The sequence below is a fragment of the Aeromicrobium fastidiosum genome (genome assembly GCF_017876595.1).
GTDB classification, from domain to species: domain Bacteria; phylum Actinomycetota; class Actinomycetes; order Propionibacteriales; family Nocardioidaceae; genus Aeromicrobium; species Aeromicrobium fastidiosum.
In genome coordinates this window covers 1,467,059-1,492,966 of record NZ_JAGIOG010000001.1, presented here as the reverse complement: position 1 = coordinate 1,492,966, position 25,908 = coordinate 1,467,059, and the positions used below count along the sequence as shown (strand labels likewise).

The following is a 25,908-nucleotide window of genomic DNA, read 5'->3' as shown; positions in this document are numbered from 1 at the left end:
GACAGGTCGGTCAGGCGGTCCGTCGCAGGCCGGACGCGATCCGCCCGAGCAGGCCGACCAGCAGCGCTCCGGCACCGACCAGCGCGATCTGCTCCAGCCATCCCGACAGCGAGTCGGCGGCTCGGTCGAGCAGCAGCCTCTGCACCGCGCGGGCGAACGGCGACAGCGTCTCGGCGCGGTCGATCAGGTCGGGCAGCGCGATCTCGACGACGACCCGGAGCACGCCGGCGACGACCAGGGCACCGAGCCCCAGACCCGCGACAGCCAGGCTGCGGCGGCGCGCCGCGACGAGACACGTGGTCGCTGCGACCACGACGACCATGAGCCCGAGCAGCGAGTAGGTGCGGGAGCGCTCGGCCTTCTGCAGCATCTCCCGATCGCCCGCCGTGCCGACCTGCGCCTGCAGGTCGACCGGCACGTCGAGCGAGACGGGCAGCAGCGAGCCCACGCGGTCGGCCGCGAACTGGCTCAGTGGCTGGAGCCGGACGGTCAGCGGCCCGGTGCCGTCGTCGAACGCCGACCGGTGGAGGCTGCGCTGCGTCTCCTCCCAGGCGCTCACGAACCCCGGCTGGTCGGTCGTGCCGCGGGCGACGGTCGTCAGCACCGACGTCGCGGTCTCCTGCAGCGCGGCCGGCAGCAGACCACGCTGCACGTAGTCGTCGGCCAGATAGGCCGCGACGGCGCCCTGCAGCTCGCCGTCGGTCGCGATCGAGCTGCTGAACGCGACGTAGCCGTCCTCGTCGACGACGTGCGTCGACACCCACAGCAGCGGCACCGTCACGATCGCGGCGAGCACCGCCACGACCCCGGCCACGAAAGACGACAGCGGCCTCACGCGCAGTCGCCCGTCGACACCTCGGCGGTGGCCCGGGCACCCTTGCGGGCGTCGTCGGCGACCTGCTTGGCCGTCAACGCGTAACCCGTCGACTTGTCGGAGACCGACGCCGCGAAGATGACGCCCAGCACGTCACCGCTCTCGGACACGAGCGGTCCGCCGGAGTTGCCCGAGCGCACCAGGCCACGCACCGAGAAGGTCTCGCGGACGACCTGCCCGCGGTCGTAGATGTCGGGGCTGCGCAGGCGGATCTCGTCGCGGATGCGCGCCGCGCGGGCGTCGAACGGCCCGTTCTGGGGATAGCCGAGGACAGCCGCCGCCTGCCCGGCCTCACCGGTGTCGTCGAACCGCAGGGGGTCGAGGTCGAGCCCCTCGACGGCGAGCACCGCGATGTCGAGATCGCGGTCGAACAGCACGACGCGCGTCGGCACCTCGCGGTCGCCCACCACGACCGACGGACTCGCGACCCCCGCGACGACGTGCGCGTTGGTCATGATGCGTCCGTCGGCGTAGGCGAAGCCCGAGCCCTCGATGCCGCGGTCGCAGCGGGCCTGACCCAGGATCTTGACGACGCTGTCCCTGGCGCGGCGCACGCCGGCGCTCGCGAGGGTCTCCTCGTCAGGCGGATCGACCTGCGTGATGTCCTCGGAGTCGAACGGGTCGATGTACCGGGGGAACAGGTTGGAGTCGAGCACCTCGTTGAACGAGCGCAGCACGGACGTCGCTCGGGCCGGCATGACGCCGTCGACCTTCTCGAGGATCGCGGAGTCGCGCGACGCCGTCGACAGGTACGGGATCGACGTGCCGCTGACGGAGTAGCCGAGCGCCCAGGCCGCACACAGCACCGCGACGATGCTCAGCGCACTGCCCCCCACGGCGTCGAGGGAGCGCAGCGGCCGCCACTTCAGGCCCTGACGCAGGCCGGACCCCACGAGCGTCCCGATCGCCTGACCCACGGCACCCGCACCGATCACCAGCCCGAGCGCCAGCAGCGAGCTCGACAGCGTCGGCCTGTCGCCCGACAGCAGCATCGGGACGACCGCGAGGGCCACGAGCCCGCCGACCAGCAGCCCGAGCGTCGCGACCAGGTTGACGACGAACCCCTGGAAGAACCCCGAGACGGCATAGGCGACCAGGATCACGACGATGATCAGGTCGAGCGAGTTCATGCGGGCAGCTCGGGAAGGGGCCGTGTGAGGGCTTCGTCCCAGGGCTGGGACCAGCCGAGCACGTCGAACAGCCGGGAGATGATGCCGGCCGTGAACCCCCACAGCGGCATCGGGGTGCCCACCTCGAAGGCGGGGCCGCGCCAGCCCGACGGGTGCGTGACGCTGAAGCGGTTGGCGGGGTCGAGCAGCTCTGCGATCGGCTGGTGCAGCACCGTGACGACCTCGGCGTCGCTGACCGACTGCAGGGTCGTCGGCTCGCTCCAGTAGCCGAGGACGGGCGTGACGGCGAAGTTGCTGGGCGGCAGCCACAACGTGGGCAACGTGCCGAAGACCTCGACCGTCGCGGGGTCGAGACCGACCTCCTCGGTCGCCTCGCGCAGCGCCGTCGCCGCCGCGTCGGCGTCGCCGGGATCGGACTTGCCACCCGGGAACGAGATCTGGCCGGCGTGGTTGCGCATCGTCGTGGCGCGCTCGGTGAGCAGCAGCTCGGGCCCGGCTGCACCGTCGGCGAACAGCATCAGGACGGCGGCGGGACGGGCGTCGTCGGGGACGGTCGTGAAGTGCGGCGACAGCAGCGACGCCTCGACCGAGCCAGAGAGGTCGGCCAGGGGCCGCAGCCAGTCGGGCAGCGTCTCGGCCGTCATGGCGTCACTCCCAGGTGTCGTCGGATCGCGGCGGTCAGATCGGCGTACGAGTCGTAGGGCGTCCGTTCCGTCGCCACGATCCTCCCCTGCGCGTCGACGAACAGCGTCTGCGGCATGGCCGCGACCTTGAGCCCGGCCCGCGTGATCTGGTCGGGATCGGCCAGCAGCGGGTACGTGACCCCCGAGGCGCGAGCCAGCTCGATCGCGTCGTCGGGTGCCGCGTCGCCGAAGTCGATGCCGACGAACTGCACCGCGTCGCCGTACTCGGCGTCGGCGCGGGCGAGCAGCGGCATCTCGTCGCGGCACGGCCGGCACCAGCTCGCGAAGATGTTGATGACGGTGGGTCGCCCGGCCAGTGTCGACACGTCGACCGCATTGCCGCCGCCCAGGCACTCCAGGGTGATACCCGGCAGTGCTTCGTCGCCCGTCGCCTGCTCCGCCGGCGCGGGGCAGGCGTCGATGCCCGCCTGCGCCTTCGCCGCGGCGAGCTCGTCCGCTGCGACGGTCGGCACCGGGCCGCCGCCGAACGTCGGCTTGGTGTCGGCCGGCTCGGAGCCGCTGCACGCCGCGACCAAGAGCAGCGCGATGACGGCGGTCGCCGCCCGCGCCCTCATGCCGGCCCCTGGGTCGTGACGAGGGCCGCCGCCAGCACAGGGTCGGTCGGCCCCGTGCCGTAGGCGGGACACCAGTGCGCCACGGGGCACGCGCCGCAGGCGGGCTTCTTGGCGTGGCAGCGGCGGCGGCCGTGCCAGATCAGGCGGTGGCTCAGCATCGTCCACTCCTTGCGGGGAAAGATCGCCGCGACGGCGTGCTCGGTCTTGACCGGATCACTCGCGATCTGGGGCTCGACCCACTCGAACCGGCGCACGAGCCGGGCGAAGTGCGTGTCGACCGTCAGGCCCGGCACATCGAAGGCGTTGCCCAGCACGACGTTGGCGGTCTTGCGTCCAACACCCGGCAACGTCACGAGCGCGTCGAGCCGATCCGGCACCTCGCCGTCGTACCGCTCGACCAGCGCCGCCGACAGACCCAGCAGGCTGTCGGTCTTGGCCCGGAAGAAGCCCAGCGGACGCAGCACCTGCTCGAGCTCGAGCCGGGGTGCCGCCGCCATGGCGTACGGATCGGGCCACCGCGCGAACAGGCCGGGCGTGGCGGCGTTGACGCGGCGGTCGGTGGTCTGCGCCGACAGGACCGTCGCCACCAGCAGCTCGAACGGCGTGCGGAAGTCGAGCTCGCAGCCGGCCTCGGGATACGTCTCGGCGAGCACCCGGTGCATCTTGCGGGCCCTCCGCACGAGTGTCGTCTCCGGTCTCGTCACGGGGGTCGGCACAGGCTCCAGCGTACGTGCCTCGGCGCGTAACTCACCGGGAACCGTCCGGATGTGGGAAACTGCGCAAGGAGCCACGCACTGTGACCCCTGATACACGACCGATAGGGAAGACCGTGACCGACGACGTTCTCCGCCAGGCACCGCTGTTCTCCGGCCTCGACGACGAGGTCGCGAGCGCGCTCGAGGACTCGATGTCCTCGTCGAGCCTGCGCCGAGGAGAGATCCTGTTCAGCGAGGGTGACGACGGCAACCAGCTGTACGTCGTGACCGAGGGCAAGATCAAGCTCGGGCGCACGTCGCCCGACGGCCGCGAGAACCTGCTGGCGATCCTCGGCCCCGGTCAGATGTTCGGCGAGCTGTCGTTCTTCGACCCGGGTCCGCGCTCCGCAACGGCCACCGCCGTCACCGACGTCGAGCTCAAGAGCCTCGGCCACGAAGCGCTGAGCCCCGTGCTCAACGCCCACCCCGATGTCGCCCACGCGCTACTCAACCAGCTCGCCGGGCGCCTGCGCCGCACCAACGAGGTCGTCGGCGACCTGGTCTTCAGCGACGTGCCCGGTCGCGTGGCCAAGGCGCTGCTCGACCTGGCCTCGCGGTTCGGACGTCGCGCCGATGACGGCATCCACGTCAACCACGACCTGACGCAGGAAGAGCTCGCCCAGCTGGTCGGTGCCTCCCGCGAGACGGTCAACAAGGCCCTCGCCGACTTCGCCAGCCGCGGCTGGCTGCGGCTCGAGCCCCGCTCCGTGGTCATCCTCGACCTCGAGCGTCTGCAGCGCCGCGCCCGCTGACCCCGGCTGGCTGTTTCCCAGGTGCACCTGGGATTCCGACACCTCACCCCGGTTGCTTCCGGCGTGAGGTGTTCGTTTTCGGGGTCGCCCCGTTCTTGGTCACCGCACCCCGATCGCGTCAGGGGCGAGGCGTCGGAGAACTGGGTCCGGTGCCCGCTTCCGGGGTGCACCTGGGAAACAGCGCAGGACGCGAGTCAGTCGCGCAGGTGCTCGAGCTGCGCCTCGACGCTGAGCTCGGCCGCACCCCACAGCGTCTCGTCGACGTCGCGGTAGACCCTCTCGACGACCTCGCGTGCCGTCGTCGCCCCCGTGTCGATGGCCGCGCGCACCTGGTCGAGCCGCTCGGCGCGGTGCTCGAGGTAGAAGTCGACGACCTCGGCGGGGGCGTCGACGACCGGCCCGTGCCCCGGCAGGAGGCGCTCGACGAGACCCTCCTCGACGAGCTCGCGGATGTGCGCGAGCGAGTCGAGGTAGGGGCCGAGGACGCCGTCGGGGTGGGCGATGACCGTGGTGCCGCGGCCGAGGATCGTGTCACCGGTCAGCAACGACCGCTCCGCGCCGATCAGGAAGCACGTCGAGTCGGTCGTGTGACCCGGTGTGGCCACGACCTCGATCGTCAGACCGTCGACGTCGATCGTCTCGCCGTCGACGAGCGGCTCGGCCCCGTGCGAGAACTCCGGGTCGATCGAGCGCGCCGGCGCGCCGGTCAGCTCGACGATGCGGGCCAGAGCGTCGGTGTGGTCGTGATGACGGTGCGTGAACAGGACGAGACCGACCTCGCCGGCGGCCGCCACGACGGCGCGCAGGTGGTCGTCGTCGTCCGGCCCGGGATCGACCACGACCGAGCGGGCAGCGCCCGGCTCGCGCACGATCCACGTGTTGGTGCCGTCGAGCGTCATGATGCCCGGGTTGTCGGCGAGGACGAACGAGGTGCGGTCGGTGACCCGGACGGCGCTGGTGCTCATGGGTTGTCTCCCAGGTGGGTCTCGAGGAACGGGTCGCCGTCGACCAGCACGAGCCGCGGCAGGATGGTCGGGAACTCGCGTCCGATCGACGCTGCCACGACGGTCTCGGCGGTGTGCGCCGAGACCTCGCGGCACGCGGCGATCGTGGGCGGCATCATCGCCGCCTCACCTGCCTCGACCGATGCCAGCACCGATGAGAGCGGTGCCCAGACGGCGCGGTCAGACTCACGGCTCATCGCGCCGACCCGTTGGCCGGCGGGAAGGGCGGCGACGAAGAACCGGGTGTCGTAGCGGCGGGGCTCGAACTCCGGGGTGATCCAGTGCGCCCAGGCACCGAGCAGATCGGCGCGCAGCACGAGGTCGTGATCGTCGAGGAAGTCGGCGAAGGCCAGCTCGCCCTCGTCGAGCGCCCCGCGGGCAGCCTGCATGTCGTCGCCGCTGGTGTCGGACACGACGGTGTCGGCGTCGGGACCGGCCAGCAGGATGCCGGTCTCCTCGAAGGTCTCGCGCACCGCGGCGACGACGAGGCCGCGGGCCAGCCGGGGCTCGCACCGGAACCGGCGTCCCCACTCGTCGGCGTCGGGGCCCACCCACGGCACCTCGTGCTCGAGGTCGGACGCCGTCAGGCCGCCGCCCGGGAAGACGTACATGCCTGCCGCGAACGCCATGCTGGTCTGCCGGCGCATGAGGTAGGCCTCGGTGCCGCGCTCGCCGTCACGGACCACGACGATCGTGGCGGCGTCGCGCGGCGTGACAGGAGGCTGCGGCGGATTCGTCGCCGTCTCGCGCAACCGCTCGGGCAGGGGGATGCGGACCGTCATGCGTGCCCGTTCATCGAACCTCGACGACCAGCTCGACCTCGACCGGAGCATCGAGCGGCAGGACGGGCACGCCGACAGCGCTGCGGGCGTGCTGGCCGGCGTCGCCGAACGCGAGGCCGAACAGCTCGCTGGCGCCGTTGGCGACGGCCGGCTGACCCGTGAAGTCGGGGGTGCTGGCGACGAAGACCGTCGCCTTCACGACCCGGACCACCTGGTCGAGGTCACCGATGACCGACGTCACGGCGGCGATCGCGTTGAGGGCGCTCTGGCGGGCGCAGTCGTAGGCGACGTCGGGCGTCACCTCGGCCCCGACCTTGCCGATCGCGAGCAGCTCGCCCGAGCGGAGCGGCAGCTGGCCCGACGTGAAGACGTGCGAGCCGCTGCGCACCGCGGGCACGTAGACCGCGACCGGAGCCGGGACGGTCGGGACCGTCAGCCCCGCCTCGGCCAGCCGGTCGTCGACGGCGGACATGTCAGGCCACCGGGCGCTTGAAGTAGGCGACGAGGTTCTCGGGGTTCATGCCCGGGACGATCTGCACGAGCTCCCACCCGTCCTGCCCGAAGTTGTCGAGGATCTGCTTCGTGGCGTGCACGAGGACCGGTGCGGTGAGGTACTCCCATTTCGTCATGGCCCGACTGTATCGGGCGGTGACCCCGCGGCGCTCAGACCACGGCGCGCTCAGACCTTGGCGGCGATCAAGGTCAGCAGCTGCGTGGCCTGGTCGACCAGGACGTCCTGGGCGATGTCCGACGCCTGGGTCAGGCTGACGGTCAGCACCTGTCCGTCGACGAGCGTCGCGGCCTGCAGCTGGATGTTGGTGCCGTCGCCGAACGTGCCGGTCGTGATGAAGGCCTTGTCGCCGATCCCCGGCACGTCGACCTGCTGGGCATCCGTGAGGGCGCTCTTCGATCCGGAGCGGTACACGTCGAAGCCGCCGCCGAGCTCGGACTCCGGCTGGGCGTCGAGCGAGAACGACGTCGCCCGTGGATCCTCCTGGTCGAACTCGCACGCGTCGAACGGGCCCAGCTCGGAGGTGAAGGTGCCGCCCAGGATCGTGCCGACCTCCTCGACCGAGATCACGGCACATGTGTCGAGCACCTCGTCGGCACCGTCGTCAGTGTCGGCCGTGTCCGACGCGTCCGCACCATCCGATCCTCCGGAAGCGCTGGCTGACGTCCCGTCGGGCCCGCCGTCACCTCCGCCGCACGCGCCGAGGAGGGGCAGCAGCGCGATGGTCGCGGCGGCGAGGACGGAACGACGCATGGGAGTCTCCTGGGGGCACGGGACGTGGGACGCGTCCGCGGGCTCTCAGGCTAGGTGTGAGACACGCCTCGCAACAGTAGGGAAACCACCTGATCAGGAGGCGGTATCGGCCACCGTCGGTAGGCTCGTGACGTGGCCCAATCGACCCAGCTCCATGTCGTCACCGGCAAGGGCGGCACCGGCAAGACGACGGTCGCCGCGGCCCTCGCGATGTCGCTGGCGGGGCGCGGCAAGAAGGTGCTGCTGTGCGAGGTCGAGGGCCGCCAGGGCATCGCCCAGCTGTTCGACGTGCCGCCACTGCCCTACGAGGAGCGCCGGATCGCGGTCGGTCTCGGCGGCGGTGAGGTCTACGCGCTCGCGATCGATCCCGAGGCGGCGCTGCTCGAGTACCTCGCGATGTACTACCGGCTGGGACGGGCAGGCAAGGCGCTCGACAAGTTCGGCATCATCGACTTCGCCACGACGATCGCCCCGGGCGTCCGCGACGTGCTGCTGACGGGCAAGGTCTACGAGGCCGCACGGCGTCGCACGGGCGACAGGTTCACCTACGACGCCGTCATCATGGACGCGCCCCCCACGGGTCGCATCACGCGGTTCCTCAACGTCAACTCCGAGGTCGCCGGCCTCGCCAAGGTCGGCCCGATCCGCCGCCAGGCCGACTCGATCATGCAGATGATGCGCGCGCCCGAGACGCACGTCCACCTCGTGACGGTGCTCGAGGAGATGCCGGTGCAGGAGACCATCGACGGCATCGCCGAGCTGACGTCCGAGCGGCTCCCCGTCGGTCACGTCGTGCTCAACCTGGTGCGGCCCCCGCTGCTGTCGGACGCGTCCCGCGACGCCCTGACCGGCCACACGCTCAAGCCCAAGGCCGTCTCGACGACCCTGGCCGGTGCCGGGCTCGACCCCGCTGCCGCCCCCGCCCTGATCGCCGGCGGGGAGGCGCACCTCGAGCGCCAGCGGCTGCAGGACGCCCAGCGCGAGATCCTCGACGACTGCGGACGTCCGCTGGTCGAGCTGCCGCTGCTCGGCGACGGCATCGACCTCGGCGGCCTGTTCGAGCTCGCCGAGCGCCTCACCGACCTGCACGCGACGGCGCGCCAGAAGGGTGCGACCTCGTGACCGGCAAGGCGCAGACCAGCCCGTCCGCCCGCAAGGGACGCACGTCGCCCCGCGGCGGCACCGGTACCCCGACGTCTCGAGCGGCATCGGGTCTGCTCGACGTCGACGCCCTGCTCGACGACCGCACGACCGAGATCATCGTGTGCTGCGGGTCCGGCGGCGTCGGCAAGACCACGACCGCCGCGGCACTCGCCCTGCGCGCGGCCGAAAAGGGCCGCACGGTCTGCGTCCTCACGATCGACCCCGCCCGCCGCTTGGCGCAGTCGATGGGTCTCACCGAGCTCGACAACACGCCCCGTCCGGTCAAGGGCGCGGCCGTCGACGGCGGCTCGCTCGACGCCATGATGCTCGACATGAAGCGGACGTTCGACGAGGTCGTCGAGCAGCACGCGACCCCCGAGAAGGCCGCACAGATCCTGACCAACCCGTTCTACGTCGCCCTCTCCAGCTCGTTCGCGGGCACGCAGGAGTACATGGCGATGGAGAAGCTCGGCCAGCTGCACGCCACCGGGCGCTGGGACCTCATCGTGGTCGACACTCCCCCGTCCCGCTCGGCGCTCGACTTCCTCGACGCGCCCGACCGGCTGTCGTCGATGCTCGACGGCCGGTTCATCAAGCTGCTGCTGGCCCCCGCGAAGGGCCCGGCGCGGCTCATCAGCGCGGGCTTCGGCATCGTCACGAGCGCCCTCAACAAGATCCTCGGCGCGCAGGTGCTCACCGACATGCAGACGTTCATCGCAGCCTTCGACACGCTCTTCGGCGGATTCCGCCAGCGGGCCGAGGGCACCTACGCCCTGCTGCAGGCGCGCGGCACGGCCTTCGTCGTCGTGGCGGCGCCCGAGCCCGCTGCGATGCGCGAGGCGTCGTACTTCGTCGAGCGCCTCGCCGGCGAGGGCATGCCGCTGGCCGGGCTCGTGGTCAACCGCGTGCACGAGACGGGTGCCGACGGCATCACGGCCGCCGACGCCGAGTCGGCCGCCGACCGGCTCGATGGCGGCACGGCCACCGCGCAGGCGACGTCCGAGCTGCTGGCGATCCACGCCGACCGCATGCGGGTGTCGGCCCGCGAGGAGAAGCTCAAGAAGCGCTTCTCCGCAGCCCACCCCGGTGTCGCCACGGTGTCGGTGGCGGCGCTGGCCGGCGACGTGCACGACCTCGACGGCCTGCGCCTCGTGGGCGACCTGCTGGCCGGACGGTCCTAGCCCGCTGAGTGAACCGATCTTTCTGCGTTCCGGTAGCCGGAGGTGCCTGAACGCAGTGAGATCAGTCGTCCCGGGAAGGAAAGTGTCGGCGTTCGCGCCTCCGGGGCACCGCATACGCCGAAAGATCGGTCACAGCGGCCGCCCGACCGAGCCCCCCCCAGGGTCAGGATCAGACCGCGACGGAGAGGACGCTGCGCCATGCGGTCACGTTGGGACGGCGACGCAGCAGCGCACGGCGCTCACGCTCGGTCATGCCACCCCAGACGCCCCACTCGATGCGGTTGTCGAGCGCCTCGGCCAGGCACTCGGCCCGGACCTCGCACGTGCCGCAGACCTGCTTGGCGCGGTTCTGCTCCGCGCCCTTGACGAACAGGGCATCTGACTTGCCCCGACACGCGGCATCGGCCGCCCAGTTTTCGTTCCACATGATGAACCTCCCCGAGACCGGCCCCATGGCCGAAGTTGGTTGGTACAAATGTAGGAACTTCGTCCCGTCGGCATCAGATCGTTACTAGTCATTTTGTGTAGCCCACAAGGACTAGACACGTTGTCGCCACCCGGTCGCGCTGGTCCCCGTCACGTACGCTGGCTGCCATGGCCTCGGAGGATTTTCGCGACTCGCTGCGCCGCGCCGCGCAGTCCGAGACGCACAGCAAGCGCAAACCCGTCCTGATCGCTGCGATGGGACGCCTGTCGCTGCTCGCCGGCGTGCTCGTGGCGCTTGTGCTGATCCCGACCACGACGATCGTCGCCATGACGGTCACCAAGGTCAGCGACGACGTCATCGCCCTGCCGCTGAAGCTCGAGGACCAGCCCAACGCCCAGACGTCCCGGCTGCTCGCCTCCAACGGCGACCTGATCGCCTACTTCTACAGCCAGAACCGCCAGGACGTCCCGCTGGCCGAGATCGCCCCGGTCATGCAGGACGCCATCATCTCGATCGAGGACGCCCGCTTCTACGAGCACGGCGCACTCGACCTCAAGGGCACGCTGCGCGCCCTCGTCAACAACGCCGCCGAGGGCCAGACCCAGGGCGGCTCGTCGATCACCCAACAGCTCGTCAAGCAGACGCTCATCTCGCAGGCCACGACGAAGGAACAGGTCGCGGCCGCCCAGAAGCAGTCGGTGTCACGCAAGATCCGCGAGCTCAAGCTCGCCATCGCGTACGAGGAAAAGCACACCAAGAAGGAGATCCTCGAGCGCTACCTCAACCTGGCCTACTTCGGCGACGGCGCCTACGGCATCAGCGCGGCGGCCAGCCACTACTTCTCCAAGAGTCCCAGCGAGCTCAACGCTCGCCAGGCGGCAACGCTCGCCGGCCTGGTCAAGAACCCTGTCGACTTCGACCCCAACGTGTATCCCGAGAAGGCCCTTCAGCGGCGCAACACGGTCCTGGCCGTCATGGAGCGGCTCGGCAAGATCACCCCCGAGGTCTCGAAGCGCTACCAGGCCTCAGCGCTCGGCCTCAAGGTCACCGACTACCCCAACGGCTGCGTCGGCGTCACGGGCGAGTTCTCGTGCGACTACGCCCGCCGGTGGCTCGAGGCCCAGCCGGCGCTCGGCGCGACGGTCGAGGAGCGACGCGACAAGCTGCTGCGTGGCGGACTGACGATCAAGTCCAACATCGACCTGACGATGCAGGCCGCGGCCGACAAGGCCGTGCGCGACACCGTCAAGCCCACCGACGGCGCGATCGGGGCCATGGCCATGGTCGAGCCCGGCACCGGCAAGGTGCGTGCTGTCGCCCAGTCGCGGCCCATCGGCGACGACCCCAAGAAGGGCGAGTCGTACATCAACTTCGCCGTGCCGCCCGCCTACGGCGACTCGGGCGGCTTCCAGGCCGGCTCGACGTTCAAGATGTTCACGACCGCCGCTGCCCTGAAGAACGGCATCGACGTCGGCCAGACCTACAACTCGCCCCCCAGCCTGACGATGGCTCCGGGCAGCTACTTCGACTGCGAAGGCGGCGGCACCGGCGAGTGGAAGGTCAAGAACTCCACGACGTCCGGTCGCAAGAACATGTACACGGGCCTGCGCCAGTCGGTCAACACGTACTTCGCCCAGCTCGAGAAGCAGGCGGGCCTCTGCAACACCGTTAGGGCCGCGGAGTCGATGGGCATCAAGGTGCCGTTCGATCCCTCGAAGGGCATCACCGACCAGGTGGGTCCGTTCACGCTCGGTGTCACGAGCGTCAGCCCGCTCGACATGGCCGCCGCCTACGCCACTCCCGCCTCTGGCGGCATGTACTGCAAGCCGCGTCCGGTCGACGAGATCCTCGACGCCAACGGCGAGGTGCTCAAGAAGTTCGACGCGAGCTGCGAGCGGGTGCTCACGCAGGGCCAGGCCGCCCAGATCAACGACATCCTGCGCGGCGTGCAGGAGCCCGGCGGCTTCGGCTTCAGCAACGGCACGGGTCTCAACATCCCCTCGGCGGCCAAGACCGGTACGACCAACGGCAACCAGGCCGTCTGGTACACCGGCTACACGCCCGAGCTCGCGACCGCCTCGATGGTCGCCGGCGTCGTGACCAACAGCAAGGACACGAACACCAACGGCAGGCCCAAGACCTTGGTCGGCGTGACGATCAACGGCAGCCCGCTCAACTTCGCCAGCGTCGGCGGCAGCTCGGTGGCCGGCCCCATGTGGGCCAAGGCCATGCAGGCCATCCAGTCGAGCCTGTCACCGGTCAACTTCGACCCGCCGCCCAAGCGTCAGCCGGCGGCCAAGGCAGCGACCAAGAAGAAGAACGACGACGACTGACGTCTGGGCCTGCCGGCGTCAGGAACCGATCTGGCGCTTGACCTCGGCGGCGACGACCCCGCCGTCGGCCTTGCCCTTGACCTGGGGCGAGACGATGCCCATGACCTTGCCCATGGCCTTCATGCCCTGACCCGCGGCGTCCGCCGACTCCACGGCGGCCGCGACGATCACGGCGATCTCGTCGGGGGTCAGCTGCGCAGGCAGGTACTCCGCGAGGATCGCGGCCTCCGCGGTCTCCTTCTCGGCCAGCTCGGGCCGGTCGCCCTCGGCGAAGGCCGTGGCGGCCTCGCGACGCTTCTTGGCCTCGGCACCCAGCACCGTCAGCACGTCGTCGTCGCTGAGCTCGCGCACCTCCTTGCCCGACACCTCGGCGTTGGTGATCGCGGTGAGCACCATGCGCAGGGTCGACGTGCGCAGCGCGTCGCGCGCCTTCATCGACGTGGTGAGATCGGCGTGGAGCTGGTCCTTGAGGGCTGACATGTGTCACAGTCTCTCAGGCTCAGACCGATCTACGCTCGGGGTCATGACCCAGCACGTGACGGCCCGGCCGTGGCACCGGCGCGTGCCTGCGGACGTGTGGCGCGTTGTCACCACGATGGCCGCCGTCCTCGGCACCTTCGCGACCGCCCTGGCCCTGCACGAGGCCTTCGGATTCGGCAGCGCCTTGGTGGTCCTGTCGGTCGTGCTGTCCCTCACGCTCGGCCGGCACGAGACAGACGCCTCCTCGGGCGCCCGCGCGGCACGGCTCGCGACGCTCGTGCTCGTCGCAGTGGCCGCGCACCTCGTGGCCGTCACGTTGTTCGACCACGCGGTGCTCGGAACCCTGCTGCTCGTCGCAGGCCTCAGCCTGCCCATCGCGATCCGCCGCTTCGGACCGACCTGGTCGCGCCTGGGAACCCTGATGAGCCTGCCCCTGGTCGCTGTCCTGACCACACCCGCAGTCGCCGCGCCTGCTCCGGGCGACACCTGGTGGGCCCCGGTCATGGCCGTCGTCGCGTACGCCTGGGTCGTCGCGTCGATGCTCGTGGCCCGCGCCGGCGGCGTCGCGCACGCCACGCCACCGCCTGCCCCGGCGCGGACGCGTCCCGCCCGCCGGCTCGACGCGAGCGCCCGCATGGCGATCCAGATGGCGACCTCCCTCGGCCTCTCAGCGGTGATCGGTCACCTCGCTTTCGGTGGACACTGGCCGTGGCTCGTCATCACGGCGTTCGTCGTCTGCGCGGGCAACCGCGGCCGCGGCGACGTCCTCGTGAAGGGCGCGGAGCGCGTCGTCGGCGCGGTCGTCGGCACGCTCCTCGCCACCCTGCTGGCAGGCCACGTCGCGCGCGGCTCGCACCTCGTCGTCGCGCTGGTGTTCGTCGCCCTCGCTGTCGGCGTGTGGCTGCGGCCACGCGGCTACGCGTTCTGGGCGGCCAGCATCACGGCGGCTCTGGCCCTGCTCTACGGCTTCTACGGGGTCGGCGGCACGCACCTGCTGGCCGAGCGGGTGCTCGGGGTCGTGATCGGCGGGATCATCGCCGTCGCGGTGTCGTGGGTCGTGGTGCCGGTCAGGAGCCACGACGTCGCCCTGCTCCGCGTGGCCGACGTGCTGCGCGCCGTGCAGGAGGTGCTGGACGAGCACCTGCGCCAGCGCCTCGTCGACCACGGCGAGCTCGACGCCGCGATCCACGACCTCCACCCCATCCGGTCGACCTGGGCGGTCCACCGCCGCACGACTCGCGACACCGCGACACCCGCCGACGCCATCGAGAGCGTCGACGAGCTCGTGCTGGCCGTGCGTGGTCTGCCGGAGAGGGCGGACCGAGCCGTGATCGGCAGGGCCGCCAGACAGCTCGGCGCAGCGCGGCGTCGCCTGCGCGACGAGCGGAGCGTGGCATCCCTCACTGGTGACCTGCGGTCGATCGCGCAGTCGGTGCGCGACGCGGCCGGGCACCGGTGAGACAGAATGGGGGCATGCGTCCCCTCCTGTGGCCCGTCGCCGCCGCTGCGGCCGGCCTGGCCTGGTCCGTGGCCGAGACGCGTGCCTTCACCCTGCGACGGGTGACCGTCCCCGTGCTGGCTCCCGGGTCGGACCCGCTCCGCGTGCTGCACCTGTCCGACACCCACATGACGCCCGGACAGCACCGCAAGCAGCGATGGCTGCAGTCGCTCGCCGAGCTGCAGCCCGACCTCGTGGTCAACACCGGTGACAACCTGGCCCACCTCGACGCCGTCCCGTCGGTGCTGAGCGCCTACGGCGATCTGCTCGACGTGCCCGGCGTCTTCGTGTTCGGCTCCAACGACTACTTCTCGCCGGAGCGCAAGAACCCGGTCAGGTACCTGACGGGCGGCACGGGGGTGAGCTCGGCAGGAACGTTCCAGCGCACCGCCGACCTGCCGTTCGAGGAGCTGCGCCGAGCGCTCGCCGGGCACGGGTGGGTCGACCTCAACAACCGTCAGGGCGAGCTGGAGGTCGACGGCCGCCGGCTGTCCTTCGACGGTGTCGACGACCCGCACCTCGAGTACGACGTGCTCGTCGACCGACCGGCGGACGCGACGGCCGACCTGGCGATCGGCGTCGCGCACGCGCCGTACCTGCGCGTGCTCGACCACTGGAACCGGCTCGGCTACCCGCTGATCCTCGCTGGCCACACGCACGGCGGACAGCTGCGCGTCCCGCTGCTCGGCGCGCTCGTGACCAACTGCGACCTCGATCGCGCCCGCGCCCGCGGGCTCCACACGCACCGGACCGACGGCCACGACCCCTCCTGGATGCATGTCTCGGCGGGTCTCGGCACCTCGCCGTACGCGCAGGTCAGGTTCGCTTGCCGCCCCGAGGCGACACTGCTCACCCTCACTGGGATAGACTCGTCCGGCTCCCTCTCGTAGGGGGCAGCACGGCATCGGGCTGTGGCGCAGTTTGGTAGCGCGCGTCGTTCGGGACGACGAGGCCGCAGGTTCAAATCCTGTCAGCCCGACTCTGTGACGAAGCCGGTCCACCCCCAGGGTGGGCCGGCTTCTCTTGTCCGGCGCGCAGCTCCGTCTGGGCTGTGACGTGACGCACCCTGTGACAAACTGGCGGCATGGTGGACGAGCAGCAGCCGGCCAAGCGGGTCGTCAAGCGGGTGGTCAAGAAGACCGTCGCGCGGCCCAGCACGCCTGAGCCTGCGCCGGCACCGGTCGTCCGCTACGGACGTCCCGTCGCCACCGCCACCAGGCCGTCGACTGCCTCCGCCGGCAAGCCGGCCCCGGCCAAGGCGAAGGCCCAGCCGCGACCGACCGGCCCCGCCACGCCTCGGCAGAAGACGACGCGACCCAAGACGCCGCGCCAGCGGCCCCAGGTCGACCTGCGCGCCAAGGTCACCGCTGCACGAGCGACCACGGGTCGCGTCTGGTGGGCCGTCGCCGACCCGGTCTCCGACGGTTCGCGCGCCACCGCACGTCTGGTCGCGGCCCGCGCCCGGGCGATCGCCGCGTGGAGACTCCCCCATCTCAGCCCCTACCCGGCGTCGCTGATCACCGGTGCGGTCGTCGGTGTCGTGGCCGTGCTGCTCGGTGCGGGCTCGCTGTCGGTCTTCGAGAGCGTGCGCGGGGTGTCGTCCGGCGGCGGACTGTGGGGCGGCATCACGTTCACGGTGGTCGCGATCGTGGGCGTGCTCCTCGGCGAGAGCCTCCTGCGGGGCTTCGGCACCCCCGCGCCCCGCCTGCGGAGCTTTCTCGCGGCCATCCTGACGATCGTCGCGATGCTGGGGCTGTTCCTCGACCTCGTCGACGGCGTCGCCGGACTCGTGCTCGTCCCGTTGCTCTCGCTCGCGGGCTACGTGCTGTCGCACTGGCTGGTCGACCTCGCCGAGAACGCCCCGACCGACGACTGACCTGCCCCGCGGAAAGGGATCAGCCCAGCACGCGCACGAGCTGCTGCACCGCGAACCCGTAGCCGTCGATGCCGGCACCCACCACGACGACCTCCGCGATGTCGGAGACGTACGAGTGGTGCCTGAACGGCTCGCGGCGGTGGACGTTCGACAGGTGCACCTCGACGACCGGCAGAGCGGCGGCCAGCAGGGCGTCCCGCAGCGCGATCGACGTGTGCGTGAAGGCACCGGGGTTGATGACGATGCCCGCGCAGTCGTCGCGCGCCGCGTGGACGGCGTCGATCAGGACGCCCTCGTGGTTGCTCTGCACGGCACGCACCTCGTAGGACGCCGACGCGGCTACCTCGGCGACGACCCTCTCGATGTCGGCCAGGGTGTCGTGGCCGTACACCTCGGGCTCACGGGAGCCCAGCATGTTGAGGTTGGGACCGTTGACCAGCAGCAGGCGCGAAGGGGTGCTCACCCGCACCACGGTATCGGGTGCGGGTGGGCAGTGCGCCGGGTCAGACCAGCAGTTCCGCGATCTGGATCGTGTTGAGCGCCGCACCCTTGCGCAGGTTGTCGCCGCTCACGAACAGCACGAGGCCGCGGTTGCCGTCGACCGACTGGTCCTGGCGGATGCGTCCGACGAGGCTCGGATCGGTACCGGCGGCCTGCAGCGGCGTCGGCACGTCGACGAGCCGCACGCCGTCGGCCGTGCCCAGGATCTCGGTGGCCCGGGCCGCGGTGATCTCGGACGAGAACTCGGCGTTGATCGAGAGCGAGTGACCCGTGAACACCGGGACGCGCACGCACGTGCCGGAGACCCGCAGATCGGGGAGGTGCAGGATCTTGCGGCTCTCGTTGCGGAGCTTCTGCTCCTCGTCGGTCTCGAACGAGCCGTCGTCGACGACCGAACCCGCCATCGGCAGCACGTTGAACGCGATCGAGTCGACGTAGACCTGCGGGGCCGGGAAGTCGAGGGCCGAGCCGTCGTAGGCCAGCTCGTCAGCCTTCTCGACGACGGCCAGCGCCTGGCCGTGCAGCTCACGGACGCCGGCGATGCCGGAGCCCGAGACCGCCTGGTAGCTGCTGACCACGAGGCGGACGAGGCCGGCCTCGTCGTGCAGCGGCTTGAGCACCGGCATCGCGGCCATCGTGGTGCAGTTGGGGTTGGCGATGATGCGTCGGTGCGCGAGCGCGATGTCCTCGGGATTGACCTCGCTGACGATCAGCGGGATCTCGGGGTCCTTGCGGAACGCCGACGAGTTGTCGATGACCATGGCTCCGGCCTCGGCGAACCGGGGCACCTGGGCGCGCGAGGTCGTCGCGCCGGCCGAGAACAGCGCGATGTCGATGCCCGACAGATCGGCGTGCTCGGCGTCCTCGATGATGACGTCCTCGCCGCGGAACGGCAACGTCTTGCCGGCCGAGCGGGCCGACGCGAAGAAGCGCACCCGGTCGGCCGGGAAGTTCCGCTCCTCGAGGATGCTGCGCATGGCGACGCCGACCTGGCCGGTGGCACCGACGACGGCGAGGGTGGTGGAGCGCGTCATCGTCCGGTACCTCCGTAGACGACGGCCTCGACCTCGTCGGTGCCGAGGTCGAAGGCGGTGTGGGCGGCGTTGACGGCCGCGTCGACCTGGCTCTCGGCCACCACGACCGAGATGCGGATCTCGGACGTCGAGATCATCGCGATGTTGATGTCGGCATCGGCCAGCGCGCGGAAGAACTTCGCGGTGATGCCCGGCTCGGAGCGCATGCCCGCACCGATGATCGAGACCTTGCCGACGCTGTCGTCGTACAGCAGCTTCTCGTAGCCGACCTCGTCCTTGAGCCGCGCGAGCGCCGTCATGGCCGTCTGGCCGTCAGCGCGCGGAAGCGTGAACGAGATGTCGGTGAGCGAGGTGGCTGCCGCCGAGACGTTCTGGACGACCATGTCGATGTTGATCTGGGCGTCGGCGAGCGCCTGCAGGATCGCCGCGGCGAAGCCCACCTGGTCGGGCACGCCCACCACGGTGATCTTGGACTCGCTGCGGTCGTGCGCGACCCCGCTGATGATTGCTTGCTCCATGGGCTGGCCTTCCAGGATGACGTCTTCGCTTCGCACGACCCACGTGCCGATCTTGTCGGAGAAGGACGAGCGGACGTGGATGGGCATGTCGTTGCGGCGGGCGTACTCGACGCACCGCAGGTGCAGGATCTTGGCACCGTTGGCCGCCATCTCGAGCATCTCCTCGTACGAGATGCGCGGGATCTGGCGGGCCGTCGGCACGATGCGCGGATCGGCCGTGAAGATGCCGTCGACGTCGGTGTAGATCTCGCACACGTCCGCGCCCAGCGCCGCGGCCAGGGCGACGGCGGTGGTGTCGGAGCCGCCACGACCCAGGGTCGTGATGTCCTTGGTGGTCTGCGAGACGCCCTGGAAGCCCGCGACGATCGCGATGGCACCTTCGGCGAGCGCCGTCTCGATGCGGCCGGGAGTGACGTCGATGATCTTGGCGCGGCCGTGCTCGGAGTCGGTGATGACGCCGGCCTGCGAGCCCGTGAACGAGCGCGCCTCCTGGCCGAGGTTACCGATCGCCATGGCCAGCACCGCCATGCTGATGCGCTCGCCGGCGGTCAGCAGCATGTCGAGCTCGCGCGCGGGCGGCAGCGGCGAGACCTGGTTGGCCAGGTCGATGAGGTCATCGGTCGTGTCGCCCATGGCGGACACCACGACGACGACGTCGTGACCGGCCTTCTTGGTCGCGACGACGCGCTGGGCGACCCTCTTGACGCTGGTGGCGTCGGCTACCGAGGAGCCGCCGTACTTCTGGACGACAATGCCCACGGTTCTGTCCTACCTGGTGGTGACGTACGGACGCGCGACGCTGCGCGAGCGCAAGTCTAGCGGTCGTCGTCCGAGCGCTGCGATTCTGTCCGCCAGGGTGGACACCTCAGAGCGCGAAGCGGTCGGTGGCGGCGACGATCGCGTCGACGATGCCCGGTTCGCTGAGCGCGTGCCCCGCGTCCGCGATCATGTGCAGCTCGGCCTCCGGCCAGGCCCGGTGCAGGTCCCACGCGGTGGTCGCGGGCGTGCACATGTCGTAGCGGCCCTGGACGATGACGCCCGGGATGTCGCGCAGGCGTCCGGCGTCGCGGATGAGCTGCTCGTCGCCGAACCACCCGTCGTGGGTGAAGAAGTGGTTCTCGATGCGGGCGAAGGCCACCGCGAAGGCGTCCTGCGTGAACTGCTCGACCATGTGGGCATCGGGCAGCAGCGTGATGGTGGACGACTCCCACCGCGCCCACGCGCGGGCCGCGGGCACGTGGACGGCGGGATCGGGATCCTCCAGCAGCCGGCGGTACGCCTGCACGAGCCGGCCTCGCTCGGCCTCGGGCACGGGCTCGACGAAGCCTTCCCACAGGTCGGGGTAGACGTGCGCCGCTCCGCCCTCGTAGAACCAGTCGATCTCGCTGCGGCGCAGCGTGAAGATTCCGCGCAGGACGAGCTCTGTGACCCGGTCCGGGTGCGTCTCGGCGTAGGCCAGGGCGAGAGCAGAGCCCCACGACCCACCGCACACCAGCCACGTCTCGATGCCGAGGTGGGCACGCAAAGCCTCGATGTCGGCGACGAGGTGCCACGTCGTGATGGCGGTCAGGTCGGCATCGGGCTCGCTGGCGTGGGGCGTGCTCCGTCCGCATCCGCGCTGGTCGAACAGCACGATGCGGTAGCGGGCGGGGTCGAACACCCGCCGCTGCTGCGGGTTGGAGCCTGCCCCCGGGCCACCGTGCAGGTAGACGGCCGGCTTGCCGTCGGGGTTGCCGCTGATCTCGTAATGGACGAGCTGTCCGTCGCCGACGTCGAGCAGGCCGGTCTCGTAGGGCTCGATCTCGGGGTACAGGTCACGCATCCGGCGATGCTAGCAACGGGGGGCCGGGCAGCAGCGAGGCGTCAGCCGATCGTCGTGCGGCCCTCGAACGCGGGGACGTCTTCACCGCCCGCAGCGGCTCCCCTGTTCGGACACCCGCCCGGCCCCCGCCGGAGAAACTCGGTGATGGCCCCGAACCTTGGAGGATCGGGGCCATCTCTCCATCGGTCTAGCTGCCGGCAGATGCGCACGTCCCTGACGCGTCGCCGAACAGCTTCGCATCGTCGGGATTGATGCTCGCGAGGTCGCTGTCAGCCAGGGCACGAAGCGTCTCGGCCGACGCCTTGTCGTACAGCTCGTCGACGACGCACTTCGCGGACTTCTCGAGGACAGCGTCGGTCTCGGCGTTGGTGGTGCCTCCGCCAACGGCCTTGACGTACCCGGCGACGACGTCCTCGCGGCTCGGCTTGTCGCCGTCGGAGTCGCCTTCCGGCTCCGCCTCGGTGGCGGGTGCCTCGGTCGTGGGATCGCTGTCGGCGCTCGAGGCGGGTGCCGAGCTGGGCTCGCTCGTGCCGCCGTCGTCGCTGCTGCCGCCACAGGCGGCAAGGGTGCCGCCCATCGACAACATCAGGACGAGCGCGGTGGTCGCGGTACGTGAACGGATCTGCATGGTGCTTCCCCCTGGTGACGGGTACGGCCACGAGTCGGCCGTACAGGCTGTCGCGAACGCTAGCAGAACCGCGCAGCCACCGGGTGAATCAACCGATCGTCGTCCGTCCCTCGAACGCTCGGCCCAAGGTCATCTCGTCGGCGTACTCGAGGTCGCCGCCGACGGGGAGTCCGCTGGCCAGCTTGCTGACCCGCAGACCGTACGGCGACAGCATGCGGATGAGGTAGGTGGCCGTGGCCTCGCCCTCGAGGTTGGGATCGGTCGCGATGATGACCTCGGTGACGGCACCGTCCTGCAGGCGCTGCAGCAGCTCCTTGATGCGGAGCTGATCGGGTCCGACGCCCGCGATCGGCGAGATCGCGCCGCCCAGCACGTGGTACCGCCCGCGGAACTCACGGGTGCGCTCGATCGCGACGACGTCCTTGGACTCCTCGACGACGCACAGGACGCTCAGGTCTCGGCGCGGGTCGGCACAGATGCGGCACTCGGCGTCGACCGTGACGTTGCCGCAGATCGAGCAGAAGTGCACCTTGGCCTTGACCTCGACGAGCGTCGCGGCGAACCGGCGGACGTCCTCGGGGTCGGCGTCGAGCAGGTGGAACGCGATCCGCTGCGCGCTCTTGGGACCGATGCCGGGCAGCTGCCCGAGCTCATCGATCAGATCCTGGATCACGCCGTCATACACAAGAACAACCTAGGCGGTCAGGTGGAGCCGGAGCCCCCCGCATCGCGAGTGGCGCGGGATTGTTGGTCTCACGCCCCCGGCTCAACCATCCTGCGCCACTGGCGACGGCCGGTCACCAGCCATGCGGCTGAGCTCGCCGACCGTCGCGGGGCGGATCGGGAACTGGGCGTTGAAGGCACCGACCTCGTCGATCGACATGTCTCGCCGTTGCGCGAGGAGACCGGCGACGGTCAGCTCGCAGTAGCGTCCCTGGCACGGGCCCATGCCCGTCCGGCACTCCAGCTTCAGCGCACCGATGCTCGAGATGAACGGGTTGTCGTCGATGACGGTCTCGGCGCGCTCGCGTGTGACGCCTTCGCAGCGACACACCGTCGTGTCGGCATCGGCCAGGGCCGCCAGCGTCTGCCGTGGCGGCTCGAACATCCGCTGGACCGTCGAGGCGAACCGGTTGGTGTGCCGCAGCGCGCGGCGGGCCCGGACGATCTCGCGATCGAGCTCGACGGTCGTCCCGCCGAGGGCATGGACGATGCAGAGCGCCGCCAGCTGACCCTCGGCCCGGGACTGGTCCGCCCCGGCCACGCCCGACGGCTCCCCGGCGACGTAGACCCCGGGCACCGTCGTGCGGAGCTCGTCGTCGTGGGCCACGACCCAGCCACCGGCCGGAGAGTCCCAGCGCAGCTCGCAGCCGGCCTGGCGCGCCAGGTCGGTCGAGGGCTGGAAGCCGTACCCGACGACCAGGCCGTCGGCCGCGACCGTCCGGCACGTCTGGTCGGGAACCAGGGTGTTGCCGGGACCGAGGCGAGCGACGTCGACCTCCTCGACCCGTCCGTCGCCCCGCGCTGCGGTCACGATCGATCCGCTGCGGATGGGCGTCCCGGACGCGACCAGGCGGGCGGCGGTCGACGCCGCGTTGGCGAGGATGCCCAGGTGTCCCGGCAGCGCGCCCAGCGCCCGGGTCATCTCCCTGAGCGATCCCTGGCTACGAGGCATCGCCAGCTCGACGACGCGGCCGCCCTTCTCGTGGATCAGGCCGGCCACCACCAGCAGGAGGGGGTGGCCGCCGGTCAGCACGACGTCGCGCGCCAGCAGGAGGTCCTGGGCCTTGAGCATCGTCTGCACGCCCCCGGCCGTCACCACGCCCGGAAGGGTCCAGCCGGGGAAGGCGACCGGGAGGTCCATGGCTCCTGATGCGATCAGCAGACTGCGGACGGAGATGCGGTCGGCACCGTCGTCGTCGCGCACGACGAGCTCGATGCCCTCGCCCGGCGGCGCGGGCCGGAGCACGCCCAACGCCGTGGTGCCATAGCGCCACTCGACGTTGTCGGCTGCCTCGGCCGCGACGACCAGACGGTGACCCCAGGGATATCCGCGGACGGCCTTCGGGCCTGCGGACCGGTTGGCGGGAGGCTGGCGGAAGATCTGCCCGCCGGGACGCTGCTGCTCGTCGATGACGACCACCGACAGGCCGAGCCTGCTGGCCGTCAGGGCCGCTGTCATACCTGCGGGTCCCGCGCCCACGATCGCCAGGTCGTGATCGGTCATCGTGACTCTCCCGTCTCGACCCGCATGCCAGGGCGGACGGGCGTGACGCAGGCGCGTCGCAGACGCCGGTCGTCGATCGTGACGGTGCACTCGAAGCACGTGCCCATGTTGCAGAACGGCGTCCTGGGGGTCAGGTCGACGCCGCGGTGGAACGCGGTGATCCCGCCGGCCAGCAGGGCCGTGGCGACGGTGTCGCCCTCGAACGCCGTCACCTCGACGTCGTCGACCACGATCTGGACGCGGCGAGCGTCCGGGCTGGCGATCCTTCGGCTATCAGGCATGCTGAGCAGCCCTCTCGGTCGTCCCGGCAGTGCCGGAGAAGCGGTCGGCGGCGTAGGACCGCAGGTCGAGGCGCGGCGCACGGCCCTGCACGAGCTCGCCGAGGAGCTCGGCGAAGACCGGACCGAGCGTGAACGCCGACCCGCCGGTGGCGACGAAGCCGCCCGGAGCACCGGGGAGGGGGCCCACCACGGGCAGCTGGTCGGGAGCAAGGGTCGTGGTGCCGACCCAGGTGCGCAGGACAGGAAGGTCCGCGACCGCCGGCACGGCGTTCATGGCCGCGGCTGCGTTGCCGGCCACCGAGTCGGCCAGCAGCTGGCCGCGACCACGCAGGTCGATGGATCCGTTCGGGAGCGTCGTGACCTGCGCCGGCCAGCCCCCTCCGATGAGGACGTTGCCCTCGACGCTCTGCTTGAGCGAGAGTCTCGCGCCGGCATGCTGGATCAGGTAGGGCGTCAGGGGTGCCGTGCGAGCGGTGACCGACATCGTCAGGGCGACCGGCTCGACCGGGACGTACGACCCCATCATCTCGGCGAGCTCGCTGCACCACACCCCGGCGGCGAGCACCACCGCGTCCGTCTCGACGACCACGGCGTCCCCTTCGTGCTCGGCGACGACCCGCCACCGGGAGCCATGACGCTCGATCGACGTGACACCTGCCCGCGAGAGAACGGTGGCACCGGCCTGCACGGCCGCCCGGCAGAGGGCAGGTGCGGAGGTGCGGGCGTTGGCCTTGCCCTCGGTGGGGCAGAACGACGCCGCGAGGACCGAGTCGGAGAGGTACGGCGCCAGGTCGTGCGCCTGCGCGGAGTCGAGGACCTTCACGTCCAGGCCCCAGCTCTGCTCGAGCTCGGCCTTGGCCTCGAGTCTCCGGACGTCCTCGACGGCAGTGGCCAGCATCAGGCCGCCGTGCTGGGAGACCCCCAGGGACGGGCCGATCGAGGCGCTGAGCTCCTGCCACAGCCGGGCGGCCTCCAGGTGGAGCGGGATGGCCTCGGCCGCCCGGCGAGCCGCCTCGATCCCGCGCTCGATCATCCGGTACTCGAGCTGGAAGTGCAGGCTGCCGGCATTGCGCCCGGAAGCGTGCTGGTTGATCTGGTCGCGCTCGAGCAGCAGCACGTCGACGTCGTCCCTGGCGAGCCCGAGCGCCAACGAGCCCCCGAGGAGCCCGCCGCCGATCACGACGACGTCGTAGCGGGACTTCATGTCAGGGCGACCGTCTCGATGCCCAGGTCGTGCAGGGTCGACTCGACGAGGCCGACCTCGTCGGAGGTGAGCTCGAGCAGCGGACGCCGCACGTACCCGGCCGGCACTCCCTGCAGTCTCAGGGCCGTCTTCATGATGGCCTGCGCGCTGCCGAACGTGGACCCGTAGTCGGGGTTGAACCAGCGCTCCATGATGACGCGGTCGCGCTGGCCGAGCCTCAGGGCACGCTCGCGGTCGCCCGCTGCCAGCGCGCGCCAGAAGTCGGGGTGATCGGCGCCGAGCACGCCGCCCGAGCCCATCAGGCCGTCGCCGTGGCCCAGTGTCACCAGGTCGGCACCGAGCTCGCTGGTCGGGACGCCGAAGTACCTGACCCGGTCGCCGAGCCGGTAGAGGCCGGACAGGAAGCTGCGCATGTCTCCCGTGGAGTTCTTGATGGCGACGACCTGGTCGAGCCCTGCGATCTCCTCGAGCAGGTCGACGTCCAGGTCGACGGTGCAGCCGCGCGGCCAGTTGTAGACGCAGATCGGCAGGCTCGTGCCGGCGCTCACGTCGGAGTAGAACGCCAGGATCTCGCGCCGGTTCGGGATGACGTAGGGGGGCGGCGTCACGAGGATGCCGTCGAGACCGGCCGCCTCGGCGGCGCGCGCGTGCCGGATCACCTCGTCGGCCGTGAAGGCGTTGCACCCGCCGAGCACGAGCGCCTCGCCGGCGACGGTCTCCGCACCGCGCTGGAAGAGCGCGGCCCGCTCGTCCTCGGACATCGAGAACCACTCGCCCGTCGTCCCCGCGAGGATCACGCCGTGCATGCCCTGCTCGACCAACCACGCGAGCTGCGCGTCGAGCGCACCGAGGTCCAGCGCCCCCGCGGCGTCGAAGGGCGTGGTGATCGCCGGGATGTACCCGGTCCAGCTGATGTCGTGACGGTCCACGGGACTG

Annotated in this window: 29 protein-coding genes and 1 tRNA gene; 8 read left to right on the top strand and 22 right to left on the bottom strand. The window is 71.0% G+C overall.

The genetic code is table 11. From position 1 onward, the window contains the following. Window positions 1–10: 10 nt before the first annotated feature. The 5 genes from JOF40_RS07380 to nth are packed head-to-tail and all read right to left on the bottom strand — an operon-like array spanning window position 11 to window position 3,924. Window positions 11–835, bottom strand: coding sequence for a hypothetical protein (locus tag JOF40_RS07380; RefSeq protein WP_129181484.1), 825 nt, complete (start codon window positions 833–835; stop codon window positions 11–13). After that, window positions 832–2,004: a MarP family serine protease gene (locus tag JOF40_RS07375; RefSeq protein ID WP_129181482.1), complete on the bottom strand. Its 1,173-nt coding sequence runs from the start codon at window positions 2,002–2,004 to the stop codon at window positions 832–834. The genes JOF40_RS07380 and JOF40_RS07375 overlap by 4 nt, the downstream gene beginning before the upstream one ends. Further along, entirely contained in the window at window positions 2,001–2,648 is a 648-nt protein-coding gene (locus tag JOF40_RS07370; RefSeq protein WP_129181480.1) for an NUDIX hydrolase, read from the bottom strand. Before JOF40_RS07370 ends, JOF40_RS07375 begins: the two co-directional genes overlap by 4 nt. After that, a complete protein-coding gene (locus JOF40_RS07365; RefSeq protein WP_129181478.1) occupies window positions 2,645–3,262 on the bottom strand; it encodes a TlpA family protein disulfide reductase in 618 nt (205 codons plus the stop codon). Before JOF40_RS07365 ends, JOF40_RS07370 begins: the two co-directional genes overlap by 4 nt. Beyond that, entirely contained in the window at window positions 3,259–3,924 is a 666-nt protein-coding gene (nth, locus tag JOF40_RS07360; RefSeq protein WP_129181995.1) for an endonuclease III, read from the bottom strand. The genes JOF40_RS07365 and nth overlap by 4 nt, the downstream gene beginning before the upstream one ends. A gap of 167 nt (window positions 3,925–4,091) precedes the next feature. Here nth and JOF40_RS07355 point away from each other — a divergent pair, with 167 nt between their 5' ends. Next, the gene (locus JOF40_RS07355; RefSeq protein WP_129181476.1) at window positions 4,092–4,769 is read left to right on the top strand and encodes a Crp/Fnr family transcriptional regulator; all 678 of its coding nucleotides are present in this window, start codon (window positions 4,092–4,094) and stop codon (window positions 4,767–4,769) included. Between the two features lie 194 nt (window positions 4,770–4,963). On the opposite strand, the gene JOF40_RS07350 is transcribed toward JOF40_RS07355, so the two are convergent. From JOF40_RS07350 to JOF40_RS07330, 5 genes are read right to left on the bottom strand one after another with little or no spacing between them, the layout of a single operon-like run. After that, a complete protein-coding gene (locus tag JOF40_RS07350; RefSeq protein WP_129181474.1) occupies window positions 4,964–5,734 on the bottom strand; it encodes an MBL fold metallo-hydrolase in 771 nt (256 codons plus the stop codon). Continuing rightward, on the bottom strand, window positions 5,731–6,555 hold the full coding sequence (locus JOF40_RS07345) for an NUDIX hydrolase (protein ID WP_209674445.1): 825 nt from the start codon (window positions 6,553–6,555) through the stop codon (window positions 5,731–5,733). Before JOF40_RS07345 ends, JOF40_RS07350 begins: the two co-directional genes overlap by 4 nt. A 10-nt stretch (window positions 6,556–6,565) precedes the next feature. Beyond that, complete coding sequence (locus JOF40_RS07340) at window positions 6,566–7,027, bottom strand: RidA family protein (protein ID WP_129181472.1); 462 nt, start codon at window positions 7,025–7,027, stop codon at window positions 6,566–6,568. A gap of 1 nt (window position 7,028) precedes the next feature. Beyond that, the gene (gene sp36, locus JOF40_RS07335; protein WP_118397113.1) at window positions 7,029–7,184 is read right to left on the bottom strand and encodes a Sp36 family protein; all 156 of its coding nucleotides are present in this window, start codon (window positions 7,182–7,184) and stop codon (window positions 7,029–7,031) included. Between the two features lie 50 nt (window positions 7,185–7,234). Next, window positions 7,235–7,819 (bottom strand): hypothetical protein, encoded by a 585-nt coding sequence (locus JOF40_RS07330; RefSeq protein ID WP_129181470.1) that lies wholly within the window; start codon window positions 7,817–7,819, stop codon window positions 7,235–7,237. A gap of 132 nt (window positions 7,820–7,951) precedes the next feature. Here JOF40_RS07330 and bagA point away from each other — a divergent pair, with 132 nt between their 5' ends. Next, window positions 7,952–8,941, top strand: a complete 990-nt coding sequence (gene bagA / locus JOF40_RS07325; RefSeq protein WP_188111721.1) for an ATPase BagA — start codon at window positions 7,952–7,954, stop codon at window positions 8,939–8,941. 92 nt (window positions 8,942–9,033) lie between these two features. Beyond that, complete coding sequence (gene bagB, locus JOF40_RS07320) at window positions 9,034–10,143, top strand: ArsA family ATPase (RefSeq protein ID WP_209674770.1); 1,110 nt, start codon at window positions 9,034–9,036, stop codon at window positions 10,141–10,143. A gap of 169 nt (window positions 10,144–10,312) precedes the next feature. Here the strand turns inward: bagB and JOF40_RS07315 are convergent, their stop codons facing one another. Further along, window positions 10,313–10,570: a WhiB family transcriptional regulator gene (locus tag JOF40_RS07315; protein ID WP_056603503.1), complete on the bottom strand. Its 258-nt coding sequence runs from the start codon at window positions 10,568–10,570 to the stop codon at window positions 10,313–10,315. 167 nt (window positions 10,571–10,737) lie between these two features. On the opposite strand from JOF40_RS07315, the gene JOF40_RS07310 reads away from it, so the two are divergent. Then, a complete protein-coding gene (locus tag JOF40_RS07310; protein ID WP_129181466.1) occupies window positions 10,738–12,903 on the top strand; it encodes a transglycosylase domain-containing protein in 2,166 nt (721 codons plus the stop codon). A gap of 18 nt (window positions 12,904–12,921) precedes the next feature. On the opposite strand, the gene JOF40_RS07305 is transcribed toward JOF40_RS07310, so the two are convergent. Next, on the bottom strand, window positions 12,922–13,383 hold the full coding sequence (locus tag JOF40_RS07305) for a GatB/YqeY domain-containing protein (RefSeq protein WP_129181464.1): 462 nt from the start codon (window positions 13,381–13,383) through the stop codon (window positions 12,922–12,924). 43 nt (window positions 13,384–13,426) lie between these two features. On the opposite strand from JOF40_RS07305, the gene JOF40_RS07300 reads away from it, so the two are divergent. The 4 genes from JOF40_RS07300 to JOF40_RS07285 all read left to right on the top strand — a co-directional run bounded on the left by JOF40_RS07300 (window position 13,427) and on the right by JOF40_RS07285 (window position 16,757). Next, on the top strand, window positions 13,427–14,842 hold the full coding sequence (locus JOF40_RS07300) for an FUSC family protein (RefSeq protein ID WP_188111719.1): 1,416 nt from the start codon (window positions 13,427–13,429) through the stop codon (window positions 14,840–14,842). Between the two features lie 14 nt (window positions 14,843–14,856). Next, window positions 14,857–15,771: a metallophosphoesterase gene (locus JOF40_RS07295; RefSeq protein WP_129181460.1), complete on the top strand. Its 915-nt coding sequence runs from the start codon at window positions 14,857–14,859 to the stop codon at window positions 15,769–15,771. 15 nt (window positions 15,772–15,786) lie between these two features. Continuing rightward, window positions 15,787–15,860 (top strand) — tRNA-Pro (locus JOF40_RS07290). A gap of 105 nt (window positions 15,861–15,965) precedes the next feature. Then, entirely contained in the window at window positions 15,966–16,757 is a 792-nt protein-coding gene (locus tag JOF40_RS07285) for a hypothetical protein (protein WP_129181458.1), read from the top strand. Between the two features lie 19 nt (window positions 16,758–16,776). Here JOF40_RS07285 and aroQ read toward each other — a convergent pair whose 3' ends face one another. The 10 genes from aroQ to JOF40_RS07235 all read right to left on the bottom strand — a co-directional run bounded on the left by aroQ (window position 16,777) and on the right by JOF40_RS07235 (window position 25,901). After that, window positions 16,777–17,220 (bottom strand): type II 3-dehydroquinate dehydratase, encoded by a 444-nt coding sequence (aroQ, locus tag JOF40_RS07280; protein ID WP_129181456.1) that lies wholly within the window; start codon window positions 17,218–17,220, stop codon window positions 16,777–16,779. A 40-nt stretch (window positions 17,221–17,260) separates the two neighbouring features. Further along, window positions 17,261–18,292: an aspartate-semialdehyde dehydrogenase gene (locus tag JOF40_RS07275; protein ID WP_129181454.1), complete on the bottom strand. Its 1,032-nt coding sequence runs from the start codon at window positions 18,290–18,292 to the stop codon at window positions 17,261–17,263. Next, window positions 18,289–19,569, bottom strand: coding sequence for an aspartate kinase (locus tag JOF40_RS07270; RefSeq protein ID WP_129181452.1), 1,281 nt, complete (start codon window positions 19,567–19,569; stop codon window positions 18,289–18,291). Before JOF40_RS07270 ends, JOF40_RS07275 begins: the two co-directional genes overlap by 4 nt. 106 nt (window positions 19,570–19,675) lie before the next feature. Next, entirely contained in the window at window positions 19,676–20,632 is a 957-nt protein-coding gene (pip, locus tag JOF40_RS07265; RefSeq protein ID WP_129181450.1) for a prolyl aminopeptidase, read from the bottom strand. A 187-nt stretch (window positions 20,633–20,819) separates the two neighbouring features. Then, on the bottom strand, window positions 20,820–21,260 hold the full coding sequence (locus JOF40_RS07260; protein WP_129181448.1) for a hypothetical protein: 441 nt from the start codon (window positions 21,258–21,260) through the stop codon (window positions 20,820–20,822). A gap of 88 nt (window positions 21,261–21,348) precedes the next feature. Next, window positions 21,349–21,945 carry a recombination mediator RecR gene (gene recR, locus JOF40_RS07255; RefSeq protein ID WP_129181446.1) on the bottom strand — a complete coding sequence of 199 codons (597 nt, stop codon included), beginning with the start codon at window positions 21,943–21,945 and terminating at the stop codon, window positions 21,349–21,351. 81 nt (window positions 21,946–22,026) lie between these two features. Next, a complete protein-coding gene (locus tag JOF40_RS07250; RefSeq protein ID WP_129181444.1) occupies window positions 22,027–23,487 on the bottom strand; it encodes an FAD-dependent oxidoreductase in 1,461 nt (486 codons plus the stop codon). After that, window positions 23,484–23,768 (bottom strand): (2Fe-2S)-binding protein, encoded by a 285-nt coding sequence (locus JOF40_RS07245; RefSeq protein ID WP_129181442.1) that lies wholly within the window; start codon window positions 23,766–23,768, stop codon window positions 23,484–23,486. Before JOF40_RS07245 ends, JOF40_RS07250 begins: the two co-directional genes overlap by 4 nt. Next, complete coding sequence (locus tag JOF40_RS07240; protein ID WP_129181440.1) at window positions 23,761–24,972, bottom strand: NAD(P)/FAD-dependent oxidoreductase; 1,212 nt, start codon at window positions 24,970–24,972, stop codon at window positions 23,761–23,763. The genes JOF40_RS07245 and JOF40_RS07240 overlap by 8 nt, the downstream gene beginning before the upstream one ends. Then, window positions 24,969–25,901: a dihydrodipicolinate synthase family protein gene (locus JOF40_RS07235; protein WP_129181438.1), complete on the bottom strand. Its 933-nt coding sequence runs from the start codon at window positions 25,899–25,901 to the stop codon at window positions 24,969–24,971. The genes JOF40_RS07240 and JOF40_RS07235 overlap by 4 nt, the downstream gene beginning before the upstream one ends. Between the last annotated feature and the right edge of the window lie 7 nt (window positions 25,902–25,908).